This is a genomic window from Acinetobacter lanii (assembly GCF_011578285.1).
GTDB lineage: Bacteria > Pseudomonadota > Gammaproteobacteria > Pseudomonadales > Moraxellaceae > Acinetobacter > Acinetobacter lanii.
In genome coordinates, this window is record NZ_CP049916.1 from 717,551 (window position 1) to 734,474 (window position 16,924).

Here is a 16,924-nt window from a genome sequence, read left to right on the forward strand (position 1 = left end):
TCATGAATCAAGAAATTATGCGTCAAACACCGCTTTGGGCTGAAAACTGGCCAATCGCTTACTCCGTGATTCAAGCGATTGTGATTTTGCTTGTTGTGGTTCTGGTAGCGGCGTTGATGTCTTTCATCGAACGTCGTCTATTGGGTCTATGGCAAGACCGTTATGGTCCAAACCGTGTCGGTCCAGGGGGTATTTTCCAGATCGTTGCCGACATGCTGAAAATCATGTTCAAGGAAGACTGGACACCAAAGTTTGCTGACAAATTGACCTTCCGTATGGCACCAGCAGTTGCGATGGCAACTGCGGTGTTGTCATTCATGGTCATTCCTGTATCGCCTACACTCGGTGTAGCTGATATGAGCATCGGTCTATTGTTCTTTATGGCAATGGCAGGTGTGGCTGTATATGCAGTACTGTTCGGTGGTTGGTCGTCTAATAACAAATATGCGTTATTGGGTGGTCTACGTTCAGCAGCACAAACCATTTCTTATGAAGTGTTCTTGGGTATTTCATTGATGGGTGTGGTGGCAATTGCTGGCTCATTCAACATGCGTGAAATTGTAGAAGCACAAAAAGATGTATGGTTTGTGGTTCCTCAATTCTTGGGTTTCCTGATCTTCGCGGTTGCGGGTGTTGCGGTAACGCATCGTCACCCATTTGACCAACCCGAAGCAGAACAAGAATTGGCTGAAGGTTACCATGTGGAATATGGTGGTATGAAGTGGGGGATGTTCTTCGTTGCAGAATATGTCAACGTGGTTCTGATCTCTGCATTGATTGTGACTTTATTCTTCGGTGGTTGGTTAGCACCATTCAATCTAGAAATTTCATTTATTCCACCAGCATTCTGGTTCATCATTAAAACAGCATTCTTCGTGATGATGTTTGTATTGGCACGTGGTTCTTTAATGCGTCCACGTTATGACCAAGTGATGAACTTTGGTTGGAAGATTTGTTTGCCTTTGGCGTTGGTCAACTTGTTGGTGACTGGTGCTGTGATTCTGATGAATCAGGCCTAGGACAGCAGGGAGTACAAAATGTATAAAATTCTAGCTGGATTTGGAACAATCGTACGTTCGTTGTGGATGGTGTTCAGCCATGCCACACGTAAACGTGACACGATTTTATATCCAGAAGTGAAAGCCGAAGACATCGTACCACCTCGTTTCCGTGGTCGTATCGTGTTAACGCGTGACCCTGATGGCGAAGAGCGTTGTGTGGCATGTAACTTATGTGCCGTTGCTTGCCCAGTCGGTTGTATCTCACTACAAAAAGCAGAACACGAAGATGGTCGTTGGTATCCGGAGTTTTTCCGTATCAACTTCTCACGTTGTATTTTTTGCGGTATGTGTGAAGAAGCATGTCCAACGACTGCAATTCAGTTGACCCCAGATTTCGAATTGGGCGAATACGTTCGTCAAGACTTGGTCTATGAGAAAGAAAACTTACTCATTTCAGGTCCGGGTAAATATCCTGATTACAACTTCTATCGTGTGACCGGTATGGCTGTAGCAGGTAAAGACAAAGGTCAAGCACAACGTGAAAGTGCCCCTGTTGACGTACGGAGCTTATTACCATGATGTGGCCATTTTATTTGATGGCACTTGTGGCCATCGTTTCTACGATTCGTGTTGTCACCAATGCGAATCCTGTACATGCTTTACTGAGCTTAATCATTTCACTGCTTGCAGTGGCGGGTATGTTTATGATCGTGGGTGCGCCGTTTGCCGGTGCGCTTGAAATCATCGTTTATGCCGGTGCGATCATGGTCTTGTTCGTCTTCGTGGTGATGATGTTGAACCTCGGTCAAGACACGGTTGAACAAGAGCGTAAATGGTTGACTTCATCGGCGTGGGCGTATCCTGCGTTGATGAGCTTCCTGATGGGCTTAACCTTGGTCTGGAGCTTTGGCTCAGACTTCAACCACTTGACTGCACCTTTAATGGGTCAGGAAGTGATTGGTCCTAAAGCGGTCGGTTATACACTCTTTACCAAGTACTTATTGTTGGTTGAAATTGCTGCGATGTTATTGCTTGGCGCTTTAGTCGCTGCATACCATCTTGGCAAACGTGAACCAAGTGCAGAAGAGGAAAAGAATAATGGGTAATATCCCTTTAGAACATGGTTTGATTGTTGCAACCATTCTTTTTGCACTCGGTTTTTACGGTGTAATGGTGCGTCGCAACCTTCTGTTTATGTTGATGAGTCTAGAAGTCATGATGAATGCAGCAGCGCTTGCATTTGTATTGGTCGGTAGTGCATGGGCACAACCAGATGGCCAAATCATGTTCATTCTGATTTTAACCCTTGCAGCAGCAGAGGCTTGTATCGGTCTTGCTATCGTCCTTCAGTTCTATCATCGCTTCCATCACTTGGATGTAGATGCTGCTAGTGAGATGCGCGGATGAGTTTATTAGCATTAACAATATTATTTCCGCTGATTGGTTTTGTCCTTTTAGCGGCAGGGCGTAATAAGCTTCCTGAATCTGTAGCAGCCATTATTGGTGTAGGTGCAGTTGGTCTTTCAGCGTTATGTGCACTGATTTCAGGTCTGAAATTTGTCAATAGCGGTGCAACACAACAAGTCGATCATTTGTGGACTTGGTTCAATGTTGGTGGTTTTAACCCAGGCATTAGCTTGCACTTAGATGGTTTGTCTTTGGTGATGCTGGGCATGATCACCGGTGTGGGTTTCCTCATTCACATCTTTGCATCATGGTACATGCGTGGTGAAGAAGACTTCGCACGTTTCTTCTCTTACTTCAACCTATTCGTGGCGAGCATGTTGCTGCTCGTTTTAGGCGATAACTTAGCGTTATTGTTCTTGGGTTGGGAAGGTGTAGGTCTGTGCTCTTACTTGCTGATTGGTTACTACTACTCAAATCCAGACAACGGTTTGGCAGCAATGAAAGCCTTCACAGTAACCCGTGTCGGTGACGTGTTCCTATTGATCGGTTTGTTCTTGGTGTTCCAACAATTTGGTACATTGGACATTGCTTATATCGTAGAAAATGCATCGACCGTGATGACACAAAGCTCATCAATCACCATTTGGACAGCACTGATGTTGTTCTTGGGTGCTGCAGGTAAATCAGCGCAAATTCCATTACAAACGTGGTTAGCCGATGCGATGGCAGGTCCTACACCTGTATCTGCATTGATCCATGCTGCAACCATGGTGACAGCGGGCGTTTACTTATGCTGCCGTCTGTTCTCTGTCTTTGAAATGGCACCTGAAGTGATGGTGTTTATCTCAATCACAGGTGCGGTGACCTTGATTGTTGCTGGTTTTGCTGCATTGGTTCAAACCGACATCAAACGTATTTTGGCTTACTCAACCATGAGTCAGCTCGGTTATATGTTTATGGCGGTGGGTGCTGAAGCATACCAAGCAGGTTTGTTCCACATGTTGGCACACGCATTCTTCAAAGCATTATTGTTCTTGTCATCAGGTGCGGTAATTCTGGCCTACCACCACGAACAAAACATTTTCAAAATGGGTGGTTTGTTCAAACATAACAAATTCTTATTTGCATGTTTCGCGATCGGTGGCGGTGCCTTGGCAGCGATTCCATTCTTAACCATCGGCTTCTTCTCTAAAGATGCGATTTTGGGTGCAGTTTGGGTTGCAGGTCAATCGGTTGCTGTGTATGACTGTCTATACTGGACGGGTGTTGCTGGTGCATTCTTAACCTCAATCTATACCTTCCGTCTCATTTGGATCGTATTCTTTGGTAAAGAAAATACGCCGTATCACGCGATCAAAGGTGCAACCTACTGGTTACCACTTGCGATTCTTGCTGTACTTTCAACGTTCGTTGGTGCGGTATTGAAAACGCCAGTAGCGAATATTTTAAGTGCTGCGAAAATCCCTGCATTTGATATTCCAGAAGCACTTGAGCATGGTATGCATGCTGCTGAACATACAGCAGTCGGTATTGCGCTTGCTGGTTTAGCAGTGGGTATCGTGTTATTTGCCTTTGCTTATAAAGCAGTTCAAGGTTTTGCACGTACTTCATTGGGTTCAGGTCTTGCGAATATCTGCCGTAATGCACTGGGTTTCGATGCCTTATACGACATCATCTTTGTTAAACCTTATTTACTTATCGCGAAGCTTTTAGGTCGTGATCCAATTGACGGCGTTTGGTTAGTTTTGCCTGCGTTGGTTAAAGGTGGTCATCGCTTTACAAGTTCACGTCAATCAGGTTCTTTGCGTGAATACGCATCAAGCATGGCTTTCGGTATTGTGGTCATCATGATGATCTTGATCCTGACTCAGGTCGTGGGGAAATAAAATGGAAATCACAAACAACTGGTTTTTACCCGCGCTGATCCTTGTACCGTTCATTGCAGGTTTTGCATGTTGGTTGGTCGATAAAATTGATCAACACTTGCCACGTTACATCGCTTTAGCAGGGATGTTGGTGACTTTAGTGATCACGATTGCCTTATGGCAATCGGGCACCTACACCTATGAATTAGGTGCACCTACACCAACATGGTCTGCCGAATTCATGGTGCCATGGATTCAAACTTTAGGTATTAACATTCACTTGGCTGTGGATGGTCTTTCACTTCTGATGGTGGGCTTAACTGCACTTTTAGGTGTATTGGCAGTCGGCTGTTCTTGGGGTGAGATTCAAAAGAATGTTGGTTTCTTCCACTTAAACCTTTTATGGTCTTTGGGTGGTGTGATCGGTGTGTTCTTAGCGATTGATATGTTCATGTTCTTCTTCTTCTGGGAGATGATGCTTGTTCCAATCTATTTCTTGATCGCACTTTGGGGTCACAGTGGCGCAAACGGCAAATCTCGCGTTTATGCTGCAACGAAGTTCTTTATCTATACCCAAGTTGCAGGTTTGATCATGCTGATTGGTATCTTAGGTCTAGTGATCTACGGTTACCTCATGACCCAAACCATCAGCTTTAGCTACAACCATTTATTGGCGGTTGCCAATGCACTTGATGCAAATGCACAAACAGCAACGATTGCTTATGGCTTCATGATCTGCTTGTTCATTGGTTTCGCTGTGAAACTTCCAGTGTTCCCATTGCACGGCTGGTTACCTGATGCGCATGCGCAAGCACCGACAGCAGGTTCTGTCGACTTAGCAGGTATCTTGATTAAAACTGCGGCTTACGGTTTATTACGTTTCGTGATTCCGTTCTTCCCAGTGGCATCTGCACAGTTTGCCGATATTGCCATCATCTTCGGTTTAATTGGTATTTTCTACGGTGCGTGGTGTGCTTTCCAACAAACCGACATGAAACGTCTTTTGGCGTATACCTCTATTTCGCATATGGGCTTCGTGCTTCTTGCAATCTATGCAGGTAACATCTTAACCTTCCAAGGTTTGATGATCATGATGTTGGCACACGGTCTATCTTCAGCTGCATTGTTCATTATGTGTGGTCAAGTGTATGAACGTCTGCATACGCGTGATTTGCGTTTGATGGGTGGCTTACGTAGTCAGTTCCAATATTTACCATTCTTCTTAATGTTCTTCGTCTCTGCACTTGTGGGTATTCCAGGTCTAGGTAACTTTATTGGTGAATTCCTGATCTTGATGGGTTCATTCGGTAAATTCCCAGCGTTCACCATTCTTGCTGCGGTAAGCTTGGTGTTTGCAGGTCTTTATGGCTTGATCTTGATCCACAAAGCTTTGTTTGGTGCGCCAAATGAAGAACAAAAACAGCATTACACCAGTCCGTTAAAAGACTTAAATGCGCGTGAAGTGGTGATTCTGTTGATCTGTGCATTCGGTCTATTGTGGTTAGGTCTATACCCACAAACATTCTTGGATGTATCTAACTCAAGCATGGCATGGTTAGCGAACAGCTACATTCCTGTACAAGAAGTTGTTGATGCTACTCAACAAGTCGTATCTCAACAAAATGTGGAGATCCAATAAGTCATGAACTTCACAGTCTCTTTTTCTGAGCTCATGCCATTAGCGCCTGTAATGATCGTTGCCTTGACTGCTGTCGTGGTGATGATCCTTATCGCGATCAAACGTAATCATAATTTGATTGCGACTGTATCCGTGATTGGTTTGAACTTGGCTTTGGCAAATATTTTATTGTCATTGTTTGGTGGGGCACTGGTGCCTCACAACGTGATGAACTTGTTCATCGTTGATCCATTTTCATTGCTTTACCAATTGATTATTTTGGTTGCAGCATTGGCTTGCTGTACGCTATCTCACGCTTATATCGATTCGTATAAAGACAATCGTGAAGAGCTTTATCTATTAATGTTGTGCTCGGTAACGGGTGCACTGTTAATGGTGTCAAGTTCACACTTGGCGTCGTTCTTCATTAGCTTAGAGTTAATGTCGATTCCAGTTTATGGTTTGCTTGCGTACACACATCAACGTGCGAAGTCTTTAGAAGCCGGTGTGAAATACTTGGTGCTTTCAGCAACAGCTTCGGCAATGTTGTTGATGGGTATGGCATACATTTACTCAGTACTCGGTTCATTGTCTTTTGCGGGTCAAGTAGACGACATGTTCTGGGCAATCACCAAAACTCAAGATCCACAAATGATGATGGCGCTTCAAGCGTACCTTCCGCAGTTGGGTGAAAAATTCACTTCTGTGTTTGGTATCTTGGGTCTTGGTTTAATTGTTGCTGCGGTGGCATTTAAATTGTCACTTGCACCATTCCATAAATGGACACCAGACGTATATGCAGGTGCGCCTGCACCAATCGCAACATTCTTAGCCACTGTTGCGAAAGTGGCAATGATTGGTTTGTTCGTACGTTACTTGTTGGCTTCAGGTGTGATTGGAATCGAGTCAATCAAAACGATTATTATCGTGATTGCTGTTCTGTCTATTCTTGTAGGTAACTTACTTGCTGTGAAGCAAGTGAACTTGAAACGTATCTTGGCATACTCTTCAATCGCACATTTCGGTTACCTCATGCTGGGTCTAGTGAGTGCTTCATTCCTTAGCCTGACTTCTGTAAACGTGTATGTTGTAACTTATGTACTGACCACCATTGGTGCTTTCGGTACGGTGGCCTTAATGTCGAGTCCTTACAACAATGCCAACGAAGCTGAATCACTAGCGGACTACCGTGGTTTGTTCTGGCGTCGTCCAGTGTTAACTGCAACTTTAACCGTGATGATGTTGTCTTTGGCGGGTATTCCGTTAACGGCAGGTTTCATTGGTAAGTTTGTACTGATTATGAGCGTTGTGTCTGAAGGCCATTGGTTCTTCGCTGCAATGATCATTTTAGGTTCGGGTATTGGTCTGTACTACTACCTACGTGTGATGGTTGTGTTGTACATGACACCACCTGAAACACCACGTATTGACGCCGATAAACAATGGGGTCAAAAAGTGGGTGGTATTATGGTATTGCTTGCAGCTTTAGCGGTGTTGGTGGTGGGTGTTTACCCAGATCCAATTATTGCTTTGGCAAATCAAGCGCAATTGATCGCTCCATTACACATTGTTCTTCAATAATTTATAAAAATTATTGCTGTTAACAAAAAAAAGCCTCCATTCCTTGGAGGCTTTTCTTATTTCTTATATAAAAAACAATTATAATAGTGGATATTTACTTTTATGCTTCAGGTGTTCTCCCGTGCCCATTCAAGAAATCCGTCATCCGCTTATTCGCCATAAACTTGGTTTATTACGTCGTGCAGACATCAGCACTAAGAACTTCCGTGAGCTTGCGCAAGAAGTCACCATGCTGCTCACTTATGAAGCAACCAAAGATTTACCGATGGTTGAACATGAGATTGACGGTTGGAATGGTAAAGTTCATGTTGATCGCATTGCCGGTAAAAAAATCACGGTTGTGCCGATTCTTCGTGCGGGTATTGGGATGCTCGATGGTTTCTTAAACCTAATTCCAAGTGCCAAAGTCTCTGTATTGGGTCTTGAGCGCGATGAAGAAACTTTAGAAGCACGCACTTACTATAAAAAACTCGTGCCTGATGTACAAAATCGTCTTGCGATGATCATTGATCCAATGTTGGCAACAGGTTCGTCATTGGTTGCTGCCATTGATGTACTTAAAGCAAGTGGTTGTAAAGATATCCGTGTGATGGTACTGGTTGCTGCACCTGAAGGGATTAAACGTGTGGAAGAAGCACATCCTGATGTGGTGATTTTCACTGCTTCAATTGACCATGGTTTAAATGAGAACGGTTATATCGTGCCGGGTCTTGGCGATGCGGGTGACAAAATCTTTGGCTCAGTGCAAAAAGATTAATTTTTGCGATTGAACAAAAAAGGGGCTTCACGCCTCTTTTTTTTATAGAATAGTAAATGTGTTATTACAGTAGGAAATGTTCATGAAGTTAGATTATCAATTCGGAAAAGTGATCAAATACAATCCAGAAAAGGGCTTTGGTTTTATTTCTATGGCTGGAGAAGATGTCTTTTTTCATATTTCAGAATTTCCTGAAGGTCTAGACAAAGAGCCGAAACGTAATGAAAAAGTAAAGTTTGTCTTGGTGGAACAAGATGACAAGTTTAAAGCCACTAAAATTGAGCGTGTTGATCCCAATCCAGCCAAAACCAAAAAGAATAAAATTATGGATCACAACAAATCGATTACCTCGGCTTTGTTGAGTAACCTACGTCGTTAATATCAGCATCGTTTTTAAGTACTCATTGCGCAGTTAAAAAGAGACCTAAGGGTCTCTTTTTTATATAATAAACTCTTAAATAAAAATAGATGAGAGAGCTGTGATGTTTGTTGAGGGGCAGGTTAAAAGTTATAACGCAGAACGGGGTTTTGGTTTTATTGCTATGGGTGGCAAGAGTAAGGACTTATTTTTCCATATTAAAGATGTACCGCAGACTTAGATTCAACCACAAGTCGGTGAGCGGTTTAAATTCATGATCACGGAAGATGCAGGCAAACTCAAAGCAGATCGGATACAGCGCCTAGATGTTCAAGTGTCTAGTTCTACTTCAATTGCTATGTCAACTGCTACGTCAACGTCAACTCAAACTCCCATAGACACACCTAGAGTTCGGCATATCCCGCAGAGTCGTGCTTTAGCAAATGCTACTACACAGCGCCATAGCGCTCAGCGTTCAGCACAAAGCAAGCCAGGTTTTCCATTGCTAAAATGGATGCTGATAATATTGATCTTTGGTGTAACCATCGCACTGTTAAAACCGATTCTATCTGGCATTTTCCATCGCGCAGAATTACAGGCTCAACCGGTAGCAGAGCTTCAAAGATTGGCTCAAAAGCCAAAACCCGTTGAATCCTTGCCACAATTTAAATGTGATGGACGCATTCACTGTAGCCAAATGCATTCTTATGAAGAGGCGGTATTCTTTATGAAGAACTGTCCGGGAACCAAAATGGATGGTGATGGAGATGGTCAACCGTGTGAAAGTCAATACGGTCGCTAATTCATTCAGGTTTTGTCGAAAGTATATGATTTTTCAAAATTTAAGTGATTTAATCGATATTTGGATTAAAGCTATACAAAAAGGCTAAAAAATGAGTAAAATAGGCAGAGGCATTTGCCTAATTTAGCTAAGTATTTAAAATAGAATAACTTTCAATAATTATAAATAATAAATTTTAAATGCATCTCAAACCAATGGGGAATGATATGTTTCATAAAGGCACGCTCAAAACTTACGATTCAGACAGTAAGATTGGCACGATTTATCTTCCTGACATTGCATTGGAATTGCACTTTTCTGTGGAAGATTTACCCAATCCGAGCATTCCTCCGCAAATTGGCGAACGGGTCAAATGCTTTATCAATGAAGATGAAGAAGATGCTAAAGACAAAGCCAAATTTATCGTTCGTTTAGACCATAAAAATTCAAGAACTGAAAAACCGCTTAATCGAATTTTTTACAGTGAAGAAGAAGACTTAAAAGCACTCAAAGAAAGAGAGCGTTTGAAGGCGGAAGAAGCCCGTGCCTTAGAGCAGTGGCAACGTGAAGTTGAAGAAGAAGTGAGAACACGGGTTGAACTTGAAGTTGAGCAAGCCAAAAAAGAATTGATTCAACATATTCAAGAGCATGTACCTGATTTGGATGCAGATCAAAAAGCTCAACCTTTAGATGTGCAAGCGACAGATCCACAAAGTTTGGCTTTAAACTCTTTAGCTCAAGATCAACCTGATCAGCAAAATCCTGTTCAACAAGGTACTACTGCAACAGAGCTTGAAGCTGTAGATTCGACAAAACCCTTTATACATTCAGCAATTGAAACAGCCGTTGCTGCTGAACCAAGCTTGAGCCATTCAGAAACTTTGCATCAAGTTGAATCAACGCCCACTCTGATGCATTCAAATGGAAGTGCAATACCCGATATCACAAATCTACAAAAAAATGAATTGCCAGAAATTGATGATGTATTGGTGGTTAGTTCAAATTTTATTGCCCCAAATGCTAAATTAAATCTCGATATTCATCAGGATACCAATACCTCTTTTAAATTCTCAGATTTAAGTGTGAGCGATGTAGACGCATTGAACACCACTGAGCAGCCTAAATCTGAACTCGATTCTTCTTCTGTGTTTAATCTGGATTTGGGTAAAGCCGAAAAAATTGAGCTTGATGCGGTGAAACTGAATCCACAGCCGGCGAAGGAGCTCAATTCAGCCCTCAATATTCCGCTGGCTCCAAAGCTCTCTGCCTTAATGGATGAAGTGCCGTTACAGTTAGCACAAACTTCACAGCAGCAAGCATGGCAAAATCCAGAGCAGCGCTTGGATTCTTATCCACATGCACCGAGTCTTGAAGCACAATCTGCTGAATCTTTTACCTCCCATCAGCAGGGAGCTTTTGCCCATGACAATGCACAAGCTAAAAGCTCAGTCCTGAATAAGCTTAAAACCAAAATCGAATATCAAACCCATACCCCAGTCAAAGCACAACGTAAGCCGAGTAAAGACATCAATCCATGGCCGATTATAATGCTAATTGGTGTATTGAGCTTGATCGGAGCTGGCTATGTGGGCTATGTGAAATATCAACAGCATGTGCAAGAACGTGAAGCCAAAGCCAAGCTGTATCTGCTCGAACAACAACGCTTGATTGAAGAACAACGTAAACGCTTAGGGAAATTACCCGATAAAAAAGTTTTATCGGACAAATCTTTAGATGAATTGCTGGGTAAAGATCGCCCTAAATAGGGGATATGAAAAGGTAGTTAACAATAAATAAAAAGCCCCAAGTGGGGCTTTTTAATGTTTTAAATCGATAACTTAAGCGTCGCAGAATTTCATAAATGCTTTTAAACCTGGACCTTGGTATTTTTGACGATGTACCAACATGAACAATGGACGGGTCAATTGCCAGAAAGGCGTCTCTAGAATCACCAATTGTTCTTTCTCGATTAAAGGCTGAATCGCAAGTTTAGAAATACACGATACGCCTAAACCGCCTGCCACAATTTTTAAAATTGCTTCGTTATGTCCTAGCGTTAAACGAATATTGGCATTGGGTAAGTCTTGTAAAATCGCATTATCAAACACTTCACGTGTGCCTGAACCTTCTTCACGCAGTACCCATTCAGCATCAATAAAATCTTGCACAGTAATGGCACGATTGAGTTTTGCCAAAGGATGATCCGGTGCACAGCAGACTGCCAATTCATCATCTTTCCAATGAATCGATTGCAGTTGTGGTAAATGACATGACCCTTCAATCAAGGCCAAATCGAGTTGGAACTGATTCACCGCTTCAATCATTTGGCGGGTATTGCCGACTTGAAGCTGTAAATGAGCTTGAGGCTGTGCTTGTAAAAAGTCCGCCATCAAGTCAGGCATTAAGTAATCACTGATGGTCAGTGTTGCCCCAATACGTAAATCAATACTTTGTAATTCGCCTTTGGCGGCTTGTTCGAAAGACTCACAACGTCCTAAAATTTCAAGGGCTTGTGGTAACAAAAAGCGACCTAAGTCATTTAATTGTAAGCGTTTACCAAGACGGTCAAACAGGGGAGCACCTAAGCCATCTTCAAGGTCTGCTAAAGCCATACTGGCAGCACTTTGAGTCAGGCGAACCGCGTCGCTTGCCTTCGTTACAGTACCTTCTTGAGCAACGGCTACAAAAACAGCCAATTGGCGTAGTGTCATGCGCATGGATGAAGCCTTAATATGAAATGTTGAAAATGTTGCAGGTGGAAATAATATTTTAAATTAAGTATAACCGCGAATTGACTCGCCAAAATAAACAAATGCTACACAATTAGTCTAGCGTGTGAAATTGGTCTCAATAATATGCCCCATAAAGATAGAACAAATCAAAATTTTTTCAGTATCTAATCAAACGATTAAGTAAAAAAATTACCCTAAAGCGTATTCGATTTTTGCTTACTCGAATTGAGCTTTGATTATGCCTCATTTATGAAATTTCAAACACCCTCACTGTCATGCTAACATGAGCACAGTCTGTCGTGCCACGTTGAAATTATGTCAATTGAGAAATTTAGCCTAGAAAAAGTGTTGTCTGTTCATCGTTGGACCAATACTTTATTTAGTTTTACCTTAACTCGACCTGCTCATTTTAAATTTACTGCAGGTCAATTTGCGCGCATTGGTTTAATGGTCGGCGAGGAGTTGGTGGTCAGAGCCTATTCGGTGGTGTCATCACCCTTTGATGAAACTTTAGAGTTCTTTTCAATTGTGGTGCCTGATGGTGCATTTACTTCAAATCTTCAACATCTGAAAGTGGGCGATGAGCTGTACTTGGAAAAAAATCCTTATGGTTATTTAACCTTGGCTCGTTACCAGTTACCGTTACCCCAAGATTTATGGTTACTCGGTACTGGCACAGGTCTGGCGCCGTTTCTGTCCATGTTACAAGACTTTGAAACTTGGCAGAATTATCAGCATATCCATTTGGTCTACAGTGTTCGAACTGAATCAGAATTGGCTTATGTTGAGCGTATTCAAGAGATTGCTGAAAGCTTTGGGGAAGGGCATGCAGGTTTTAAATTCATTCCGATTATTACCCGGGATCCACAAGCAGCCTTACATGATCGCTTACCTGTGTTGATTGAAAATGGTGAATTGGAAAAATTTGCCGGATTGGAATTTAATCCTGCCTCTACCCATATTATGCTGTGTGGTAATCCACAAATGGTTGAAGACACCAAAGAAGCCTTAAAGGCACGTGGCTTAACCATGAACCGCCGAGGTGAAGGTAATATTGCAGTGGAAAATTATTGGTAAGCCTTTTTGCTTCATTTTTCAAACGAAGCGGATAAATTCAGCTAGCCCCAGTATTTCACTACTCTCTTGCGTAGCGGTGCTACTCATCTCCGACAAGGAGAGGGAGTATGCAAGCCTATTAGACTTAAAAAACCTCCATAGTTGGAGGCTTTATTTTTTAAACTTTGATTGGAACTTAATGTACAAACATGTCCATAAATTGGCGGATTTCTTGAATCGCGGTTTCCACATTACTGGTTAACCACGTCGGTTCAAACAGTCCGGCATAGTGTTCTAAACGATCTGCAGGTACCACTAAACGAATCGGGCAATCTTCTTCAAGCAAACGCCAAGGGATAATCGGCACTTCATTGTCAATAAAAGAGGCAATGTTACGAATGTCGATAATAATGGCATTGATACATTCGGGAAAGGGCATCACAGAAAATTCTTCTGTTTTCCTGCGGAAGTATTCCAAATCACCCCATTTCAAAATATAGCTTGGCTTTGTGAATTCAATGATGCCGATCAAATGCCCATCACGTGTGTTATGTAAATAACATTGATGGGTGACATCTGTGTCCAAATCTAAAGAGACACTTTGTCTAAGATAGCTCATAAACTTCAACAGCGAAAAAGATGGGAGCATATTATAGCTCATTTTTTATTATGCACAGGGATTTAAAGCAAGTACGAATTCGCAATGTTTATTCACACAAAGCAACACAATGTATTGCTACTATGAAATTCAACGCCTTAATACTATAACAATGCGGGGTTTCCTAACATGGCACATGATTTTAATAAACCACCCCATGGCAATCAGTCAGAGGGTTCTAATCAAAGAAGACGAATTCCTGTGTTTATTTTGATTATTGTGGGTATTTTTCTAGCCTCTTTAATTTTCTATATGGTCGCAGATCGTGATCCGAAACCGGGGGAAGTGCCTGCAGACACGTCCATTCCTGCAACGTCTGAAAAAGATTCCAACAATGCGACCGCAACCGCGGTGGATGATACTGTGCAACACGAGTCCAACACTGCGACAGCCACTGACCGTTAAAGCCTAACTCATTGATAATGCATTTCAATGAACATCTAAAAGCCCTAGTTTAACTAGGGCTTTTTTGTGGGCTAGGGGTTTAAGGTCACAAAAGAATCAATGATTTGTTAGTGTTTTGCATTTTGGAGTTGAATAAAAATCAACCAAGTTTTAAGGTGGTAAATGATGGATCAATCAATTGAATTATGAAGTCACTTTAAAATCACCTATCAGATAAATTTTATAGAATAAAAAAGAGGATAAAGAAGATGAATAATTATGATGCCTACCGTCGAGGTGGGTTCGATGCCATGTATTATTGGGAGCAATTTCATCCAATTCTTGCCGCAATTGCGATTTTGTTGGTCGGTTGGATTATTGCACTGATTGTTGCTTCTGCTGTGCGTAAAGTCTTGGCCAAGCTGAACACCAATACCCGACTCTCTGGTGCAACAGGACACCGCTCAAATATTGAAAATATCATTGCACGAGTCGTGTTTTGGGTGGTGATGATTATTGCCGTGATTGGGGCACTGAATGTTTTAAACCTGAACAGTATCAGTGGTCCGTTTAGTAGCATGATTCAACAGTTCTTGCTATTCATTCCGACTTTGCTGGCGGCTGTGGCGGTTGGGTTTGTCGGATGGATTGTGGCCAATCTGATCAAAGTCGGTCTTAACAATTTACTCAATCGTACTCAACTTGATGAAAAGCTCAGTCAAGATGTGGGTGTGAGTCCCATCAGCCAAAACATCAGTGAAATTGTGTATTGGTTGATTCTACTTTTATTTTTACCGATTGTACTGTCGATCTTGGGTTTGAACGGATTGCTTTATCCTGTTCAGAACATGGTCAATGAAGCTGTGTTGTACTTGCCGAATATCTTTATGGCAGGGGTGATTGTTTTTGTCGGTTATATCTTGGCAAAAATTGTACGTGGTATTGTTGAGGGACTACTCAGCAGTTTAAGCGTACAACAACAAGCAGAAAAGATTGGCTTATTTAAAAACTCGAATTTACCCAAAGTCTTGGGTTCGTTTGTATTTGCCTTAGTGATCATTACCGCATTGATTGTGGCGTTTGAAACCTTAGGCATTGAAGCCATTTCTCAACCTGCCACCGCAATGCTGTATGAAATCATGAATGCCATCCCGCATATTATTGCTGCGGGTCTGATTCTGATTTTGGCTTATGTGGTGTCACGTTTTGTGGCGAAACTGGTGGTTGAAGTGATCTCAGGTACAGGGGTCGATGATATTCCGGCTAAACTGGATCTACAACGCTTCTTGGGCACCACCAAAGTGTCATGCATCGTGGGTTATCTGATAGTTTTCTTCACCATGTTATTTGCGGTGTCTGAAGCAGCCAATCGCTTGGGCTTCGAACAAGTCAGTGGCTTAATTGCGATGTTTATCCAATTTGGCGCCAGCATCATGTTGGGTGCAGTGATCTTGGTCATTGGTTTCTGGTTGGCCAATATTGTTGCAAATGTGGTGCAACGCGGTGAATATAACAGTTCACGTTGGTTAGGCAATTTAGTCCGTGTCTTGATTATGGGCTTAGTGGTTGCCATGGGTCTACGTGCCATGGGCATTGCCGATTCGATAGTGAATTTAGCCTTTGGTCTGACTTTGGGCTCTGTGGCGGTTGCATTTGCTTTGGCCTTTGGTTTAGGTGGTCGTCAACCGGCAGAACGTGTGCTGACTGATTTGATTGATAAAGCCAAGCAAGATGCAAAATTGCCGAACCCAATCAAAGACGATCTGATGACGGCACAGCCGAGTTCAACAGTTGCACCTACAACGCCTGAACAGTCAGCATCAAGTTTGAATCCGGCAGCAGCGCATGTTCAACCGAATCCGGTCACGCCACCTAAGCCTGAAGATGATTCCAATCTTTAATGTTTAACTAAGATTGAGTTCATGCTTATGCAAGATTAACACGTACGATTTTTACCAAAGATAGACTTAGATTGACTTGCGTGTTACCCAAAGGATCATCCACAATCAAGTGGATGGTCCTTTTTAATAGTGAGGAGAATAAAATTGAATAAACACAACAAACAACCGAATAAATTTTTAGCCCCCATTGTGATTGCAGGGGTGACCATTGGCTTTTTAGCCAGTGCCTATAAGTTTGTCTTTGCCAAAGCTGAGCCAAATAAAACGCGTGAACAAGAACCTGTGCAGCAAGAGCCCTTAAAGCAAAATGCGATCGAGCCGGAAAATTCTGAACAAAAACCCTCATGATTGAAGACGTTTTTAAATCGGTTTAAGCTGAAAGAATTTCATAAGCACAGCGCATAAAGAGAATAGGTGTTTAAAATCAAAGTCTTTTATGGAACTATTCAAGAAAAACGAAAAGCCATTCATGGATGTATGGCTTAAATCAAAACAAATCAATGGGAGAATGCAGTCATGTTAAAAATGATCTCTACATGGATAAAACCGAATGTATTGAAGCTTTTTCAGGCTTTAAAGACCCGACTACAGACTTGCAAAATTTGAATATGGAGCGGGCAATGTTAAGAATTCAAAACACACCTAATCTGAGTTTATTTCGCACAGATTATTTAGAATAAGGCACTATTCAATCAGCCTTGATATCTCACTTAGATCAGCGAATCAAGGCAATGCTTTAAGCATCCTTATGTAAAAAGCCCTCATGGTTATGGCGAACATGAGGGCTTTGATATTGCGATCTAAACGTTAAAATGATTTAAATCA

18 protein-coding genes and 1 pseudogene are annotated in these 16,924 nt (G+C 42.1%); 17 read left to right on the top strand and 2 right to left on the bottom strand.

The annotated features are described in order from the left end of the window. Positions 1 to 2 precede the first annotated feature (2 nt). The 12 genes and pseudogenes from nuoH (at position 3) to G8D99_RS03400 (ending at position 11,134) form a co-directional block, all read left to right on the top strand. Positions 3 to 1,019: an NADH-quinone oxidoreductase subunit NuoH gene (nuoH, locus tag G8D99_RS03350; protein ID WP_166322633.1), complete on the top strand. Its 1,017-nt coding sequence runs from the start codon at positions 3 to 5 to the stop codon at positions 1,017 to 1,019. 18 nt (positions 1,020 to 1,037) lie between these two features. Beyond that, positions 1,038 to 1,580: an NADH-quinone oxidoreductase subunit NuoI gene (gene nuoI, locus G8D99_RS03355; RefSeq protein ID WP_166322635.1), complete on the top strand. Its 543-nt coding sequence runs from the start codon at positions 1,038 to 1,040 to the stop codon at positions 1,578 to 1,580. After that, entirely contained in the window at positions 1,580 to 2,107 is a 528-nt protein-coding gene (gene nuoJ / locus G8D99_RS03360; protein WP_171522781.1) for an NADH-quinone oxidoreductase subunit J, read from the top strand. The genes nuoI and nuoJ overlap by 1 nt, the downstream gene beginning before the upstream one ends. After that, positions 2,100 to 2,408 (top strand): NADH-quinone oxidoreductase subunit NuoK, encoded by a 309-nt coding sequence (gene nuoK, locus G8D99_RS03365; protein ID WP_166322639.1) that lies wholly within the window; start codon positions 2,100 to 2,102, stop codon positions 2,406 to 2,408. Before nuoJ ends, nuoK begins: the two co-directional genes overlap by 8 nt. After that, positions 2,405 to 4,294, top strand: a complete 1,890-nt coding sequence (nuoL, locus tag G8D99_RS03370; protein WP_166322641.1) for an NADH-quinone oxidoreductase subunit L — start codon at positions 2,405 to 2,407, stop codon at positions 4,292 to 4,294. The genes nuoK and nuoL overlap by 4 nt, the downstream gene beginning before the upstream one ends. A 7-nt stretch (positions 4,295 to 4,301) precedes the next feature. Next, complete coding sequence (gene nuoM / locus G8D99_RS03375) at positions 4,302 to 5,912, top strand: NADH-quinone oxidoreductase subunit M (RefSeq protein WP_171522782.1); 1,611 nt, start codon at positions 4,302 to 4,304, stop codon at positions 5,910 to 5,912. A 3-nt stretch (positions 5,913 to 5,915) separates the two neighbouring features. After that, positions 5,916 to 7,472 carry an NADH-quinone oxidoreductase subunit NuoN gene (gene nuoN, locus G8D99_RS03380; RefSeq protein ID WP_166322645.1) on the top strand — a complete coding sequence of 519 codons (1,557 nt, stop codon included), beginning with the start codon at positions 5,916 to 5,918 and terminating at the stop codon, positions 7,470 to 7,472. Between the two features lie 121 nt (positions 7,473 to 7,593). Further along, on the top strand, positions 7,594 to 8,229 hold the full coding sequence (gene upp / locus G8D99_RS03385; RefSeq protein ID WP_166322647.1) for a uracil phosphoribosyltransferase: 636 nt from the start codon (positions 7,594 to 7,596) through the stop codon (positions 8,227 to 8,229). Between the two features lie 82 nt (positions 8,230 to 8,311). Next, positions 8,312 to 8,608, top strand: a complete 297-nt coding sequence (locus tag G8D99_RS03390) for a cold shock domain-containing protein (RefSeq protein ID WP_166322649.1) — start codon at positions 8,312 to 8,314, stop codon at positions 8,606 to 8,608. Positions 8,609 to 8,711: 103 nt separating this feature from the next. Continuing rightward, the gene (locus tag G8D99_RS15865; protein WP_227554389.1) at positions 8,712 to 8,828 is read left to right on the top strand and encodes a cold-shock protein; all 117 of its coding nucleotides are present in this window, start codon (positions 8,712 to 8,714) and stop codon (positions 8,826 to 8,828) included. A gap of 411 nt (positions 8,829 to 9,239) precedes the next feature. Beyond that, positions 9,240 to 9,389: pseudogene (locus tag G8D99_RS15870) on the top strand (excalibur calcium-binding domain-containing protein); the annotation flags it as partial. 206 nt (positions 9,390 to 9,595) lie between these two features. Then, entirely contained in the window at positions 9,596 to 11,134 is a 1,539-nt protein-coding gene (locus G8D99_RS03400; RefSeq protein ID WP_166322651.1) for a hypothetical protein, read from the top strand. Positions 11,135 to 11,206: 72 nt separating this feature from the next. Here G8D99_RS03400 and gigC read toward each other — a convergent pair whose 3' ends face one another. Then, the gene (gigC, locus tag G8D99_RS03405) at positions 11,207 to 12,085 is read right to left on the bottom strand and encodes a LysR family transcriptional regulator GigC (RefSeq protein ID WP_166322653.1); all 879 of its coding nucleotides are present in this window, start codon (positions 12,083 to 12,085) and stop codon (positions 11,207 to 11,209) included. Between the two features lie 330 nt (positions 12,086 to 12,415). Here gigC and G8D99_RS03410 point away from each other — a divergent pair, with 330 nt between their 5' ends. Next, positions 12,416 to 13,177, top strand: coding sequence for a ferredoxin--NADP reductase (locus G8D99_RS03410; protein WP_166322655.1), 762 nt, complete (start codon positions 12,416 to 12,418; stop codon positions 13,175 to 13,177). A 175-nt stretch (positions 13,178 to 13,352) separates the two neighbouring features. Here G8D99_RS03410 and G8D99_RS03415 read toward each other — a convergent pair whose 3' ends face one another. After that, on the bottom strand, positions 13,353 to 13,775 hold the full coding sequence (locus G8D99_RS03415; protein WP_166327484.1) for a hypothetical protein: 423 nt from the start codon (positions 13,773 to 13,775) through the stop codon (positions 13,353 to 13,355). Between the two features lie 168 nt (positions 13,776 to 13,943). Between G8D99_RS03415 and G8D99_RS03420 the strand changes: the two genes are divergently transcribed. The 4 genes from G8D99_RS03420 to G8D99_RS03435 all read left to right on the top strand — a co-directional run bounded on the left by G8D99_RS03420 (position 13,944) and on the right by G8D99_RS03435 (position 16,779). After that, complete coding sequence (locus G8D99_RS03420) at positions 13,944 to 14,219, top strand: hypothetical protein (protein ID WP_166322657.1); 276 nt, start codon at positions 13,944 to 13,946, stop codon at positions 14,217 to 14,219. Positions 14,220 to 14,467: 248 nt separating this feature from the next. Further along, a complete protein-coding gene (locus G8D99_RS03425; protein WP_166322659.1) occupies positions 14,468 to 16,099 on the top strand; it encodes a mechanosensitive ion channel in 1,632 nt (543 codons plus the stop codon). 144 nt (positions 16,100 to 16,243) lie between these two features. Further along, complete coding sequence (locus tag G8D99_RS03430; protein WP_166322661.1) at positions 16,244 to 16,447, top strand: hypothetical protein; 204 nt, start codon at positions 16,244 to 16,246, stop codon at positions 16,445 to 16,447. 188 nt (positions 16,448 to 16,635) lie between these two features. Further along, entirely contained in the window at positions 16,636 to 16,779 is a 144-nt protein-coding gene (locus G8D99_RS03435; protein ID WP_166322663.1) for a hypothetical protein, read from the top strand. Positions 16,780 to 16,924: the final 145 nt, after the last annotated feature.

Excerpts from the sequence above, each read along its gene's own strand:
- nuoI (WP_166322635.1), top strand. The coding sequence starts at position 1,038 with ATGTATAAAATTCTAGCTGGATTTGGAACAATCGTACGTTCGTTGTGG.
- G8D99_RS03420 (WP_166322657.1), top strand. The coding sequence starts at position 13,944 with ATGGCACATGATTTTAATAAACCACCCCATGGCAATCAGTCAGAGGGT.
- G8D99_RS03435 (WP_166322663.1), top strand. The coding sequence starts at position 16,636 with ATGGATAAAACCGAATGTATTGAAGCTTTTTCAGGCTTTAAAGACCCG.
- G8D99_RS03425 (WP_166322659.1), top strand. The coding sequence starts at position 14,468 with ATGAATAATTATGATGCCTACCGTCGAGGTGGGTTCGATGCCATGTAT.
- nuoK (WP_166322639.1), top strand. The coding sequence starts at position 2,100 with ATGGGTAATATCCCTTTAGAACATGGTTTGATTGTTGCAACCATTCTT.
- gigC (WP_166322653.1), bottom strand. The coding sequence starts at position 12,085 with ATGCGCATGACACTACGCCAATTGGCTGTTTTTGTAGCCGTTGCTCAA.
- G8D99_RS03400 (WP_166322651.1), top strand. The coding sequence starts at position 9,596 with ATGTTTCATAAAGGCACGCTCAAAACTTACGATTCAGACAGTAAGATT.
- G8D99_RS03415 (WP_166327484.1), bottom strand. The coding sequence starts at position 13,775 with ATGAGCTATCTTAGACAAAGTGTCTCTTTAGATTTGGACACAGATGTC.
- nuoH (WP_166322633.1), top strand. The coding sequence starts at position 3 with ATGAATCAAGAAATTATGCGTCAAACACCGCTTTGGGCTGAAAACTGG.
- G8D99_RS15865 (WP_227554389.1), top strand. The coding sequence starts at position 8,712 with ATGTTTGTTGAGGGGCAGGTTAAAAGTTATAACGCAGAACGGGGTTTT.
- nuoN (WP_166322645.1), top strand. The coding sequence starts at position 5,916 with ATGAACTTCACAGTCTCTTTTTCTGAGCTCATGCCATTAGCGCCTGTA.
- G8D99_RS03390 (WP_166322649.1), top strand. The coding sequence starts at position 8,312 with ATGAAGTTAGATTATCAATTCGGAAAAGTGATCAAATACAATCCAGAA.
- nuoL (WP_166322641.1), top strand. The coding sequence starts at position 2,405 with ATGAGTTTATTAGCATTAACAATATTATTTCCGCTGATTGGTTTTGTC.
- nuoJ (WP_171522781.1), top strand. The coding sequence starts at position 1,580 with ATGTGGCCATTTTATTTGATGGCACTTGTGGCCATCGTTTCTACGATT.
- G8D99_RS03410 (WP_166322655.1), top strand. The coding sequence starts at position 12,416 with ATGTCAATTGAGAAATTTAGCCTAGAAAAAGTGTTGTCTGTTCATCGT.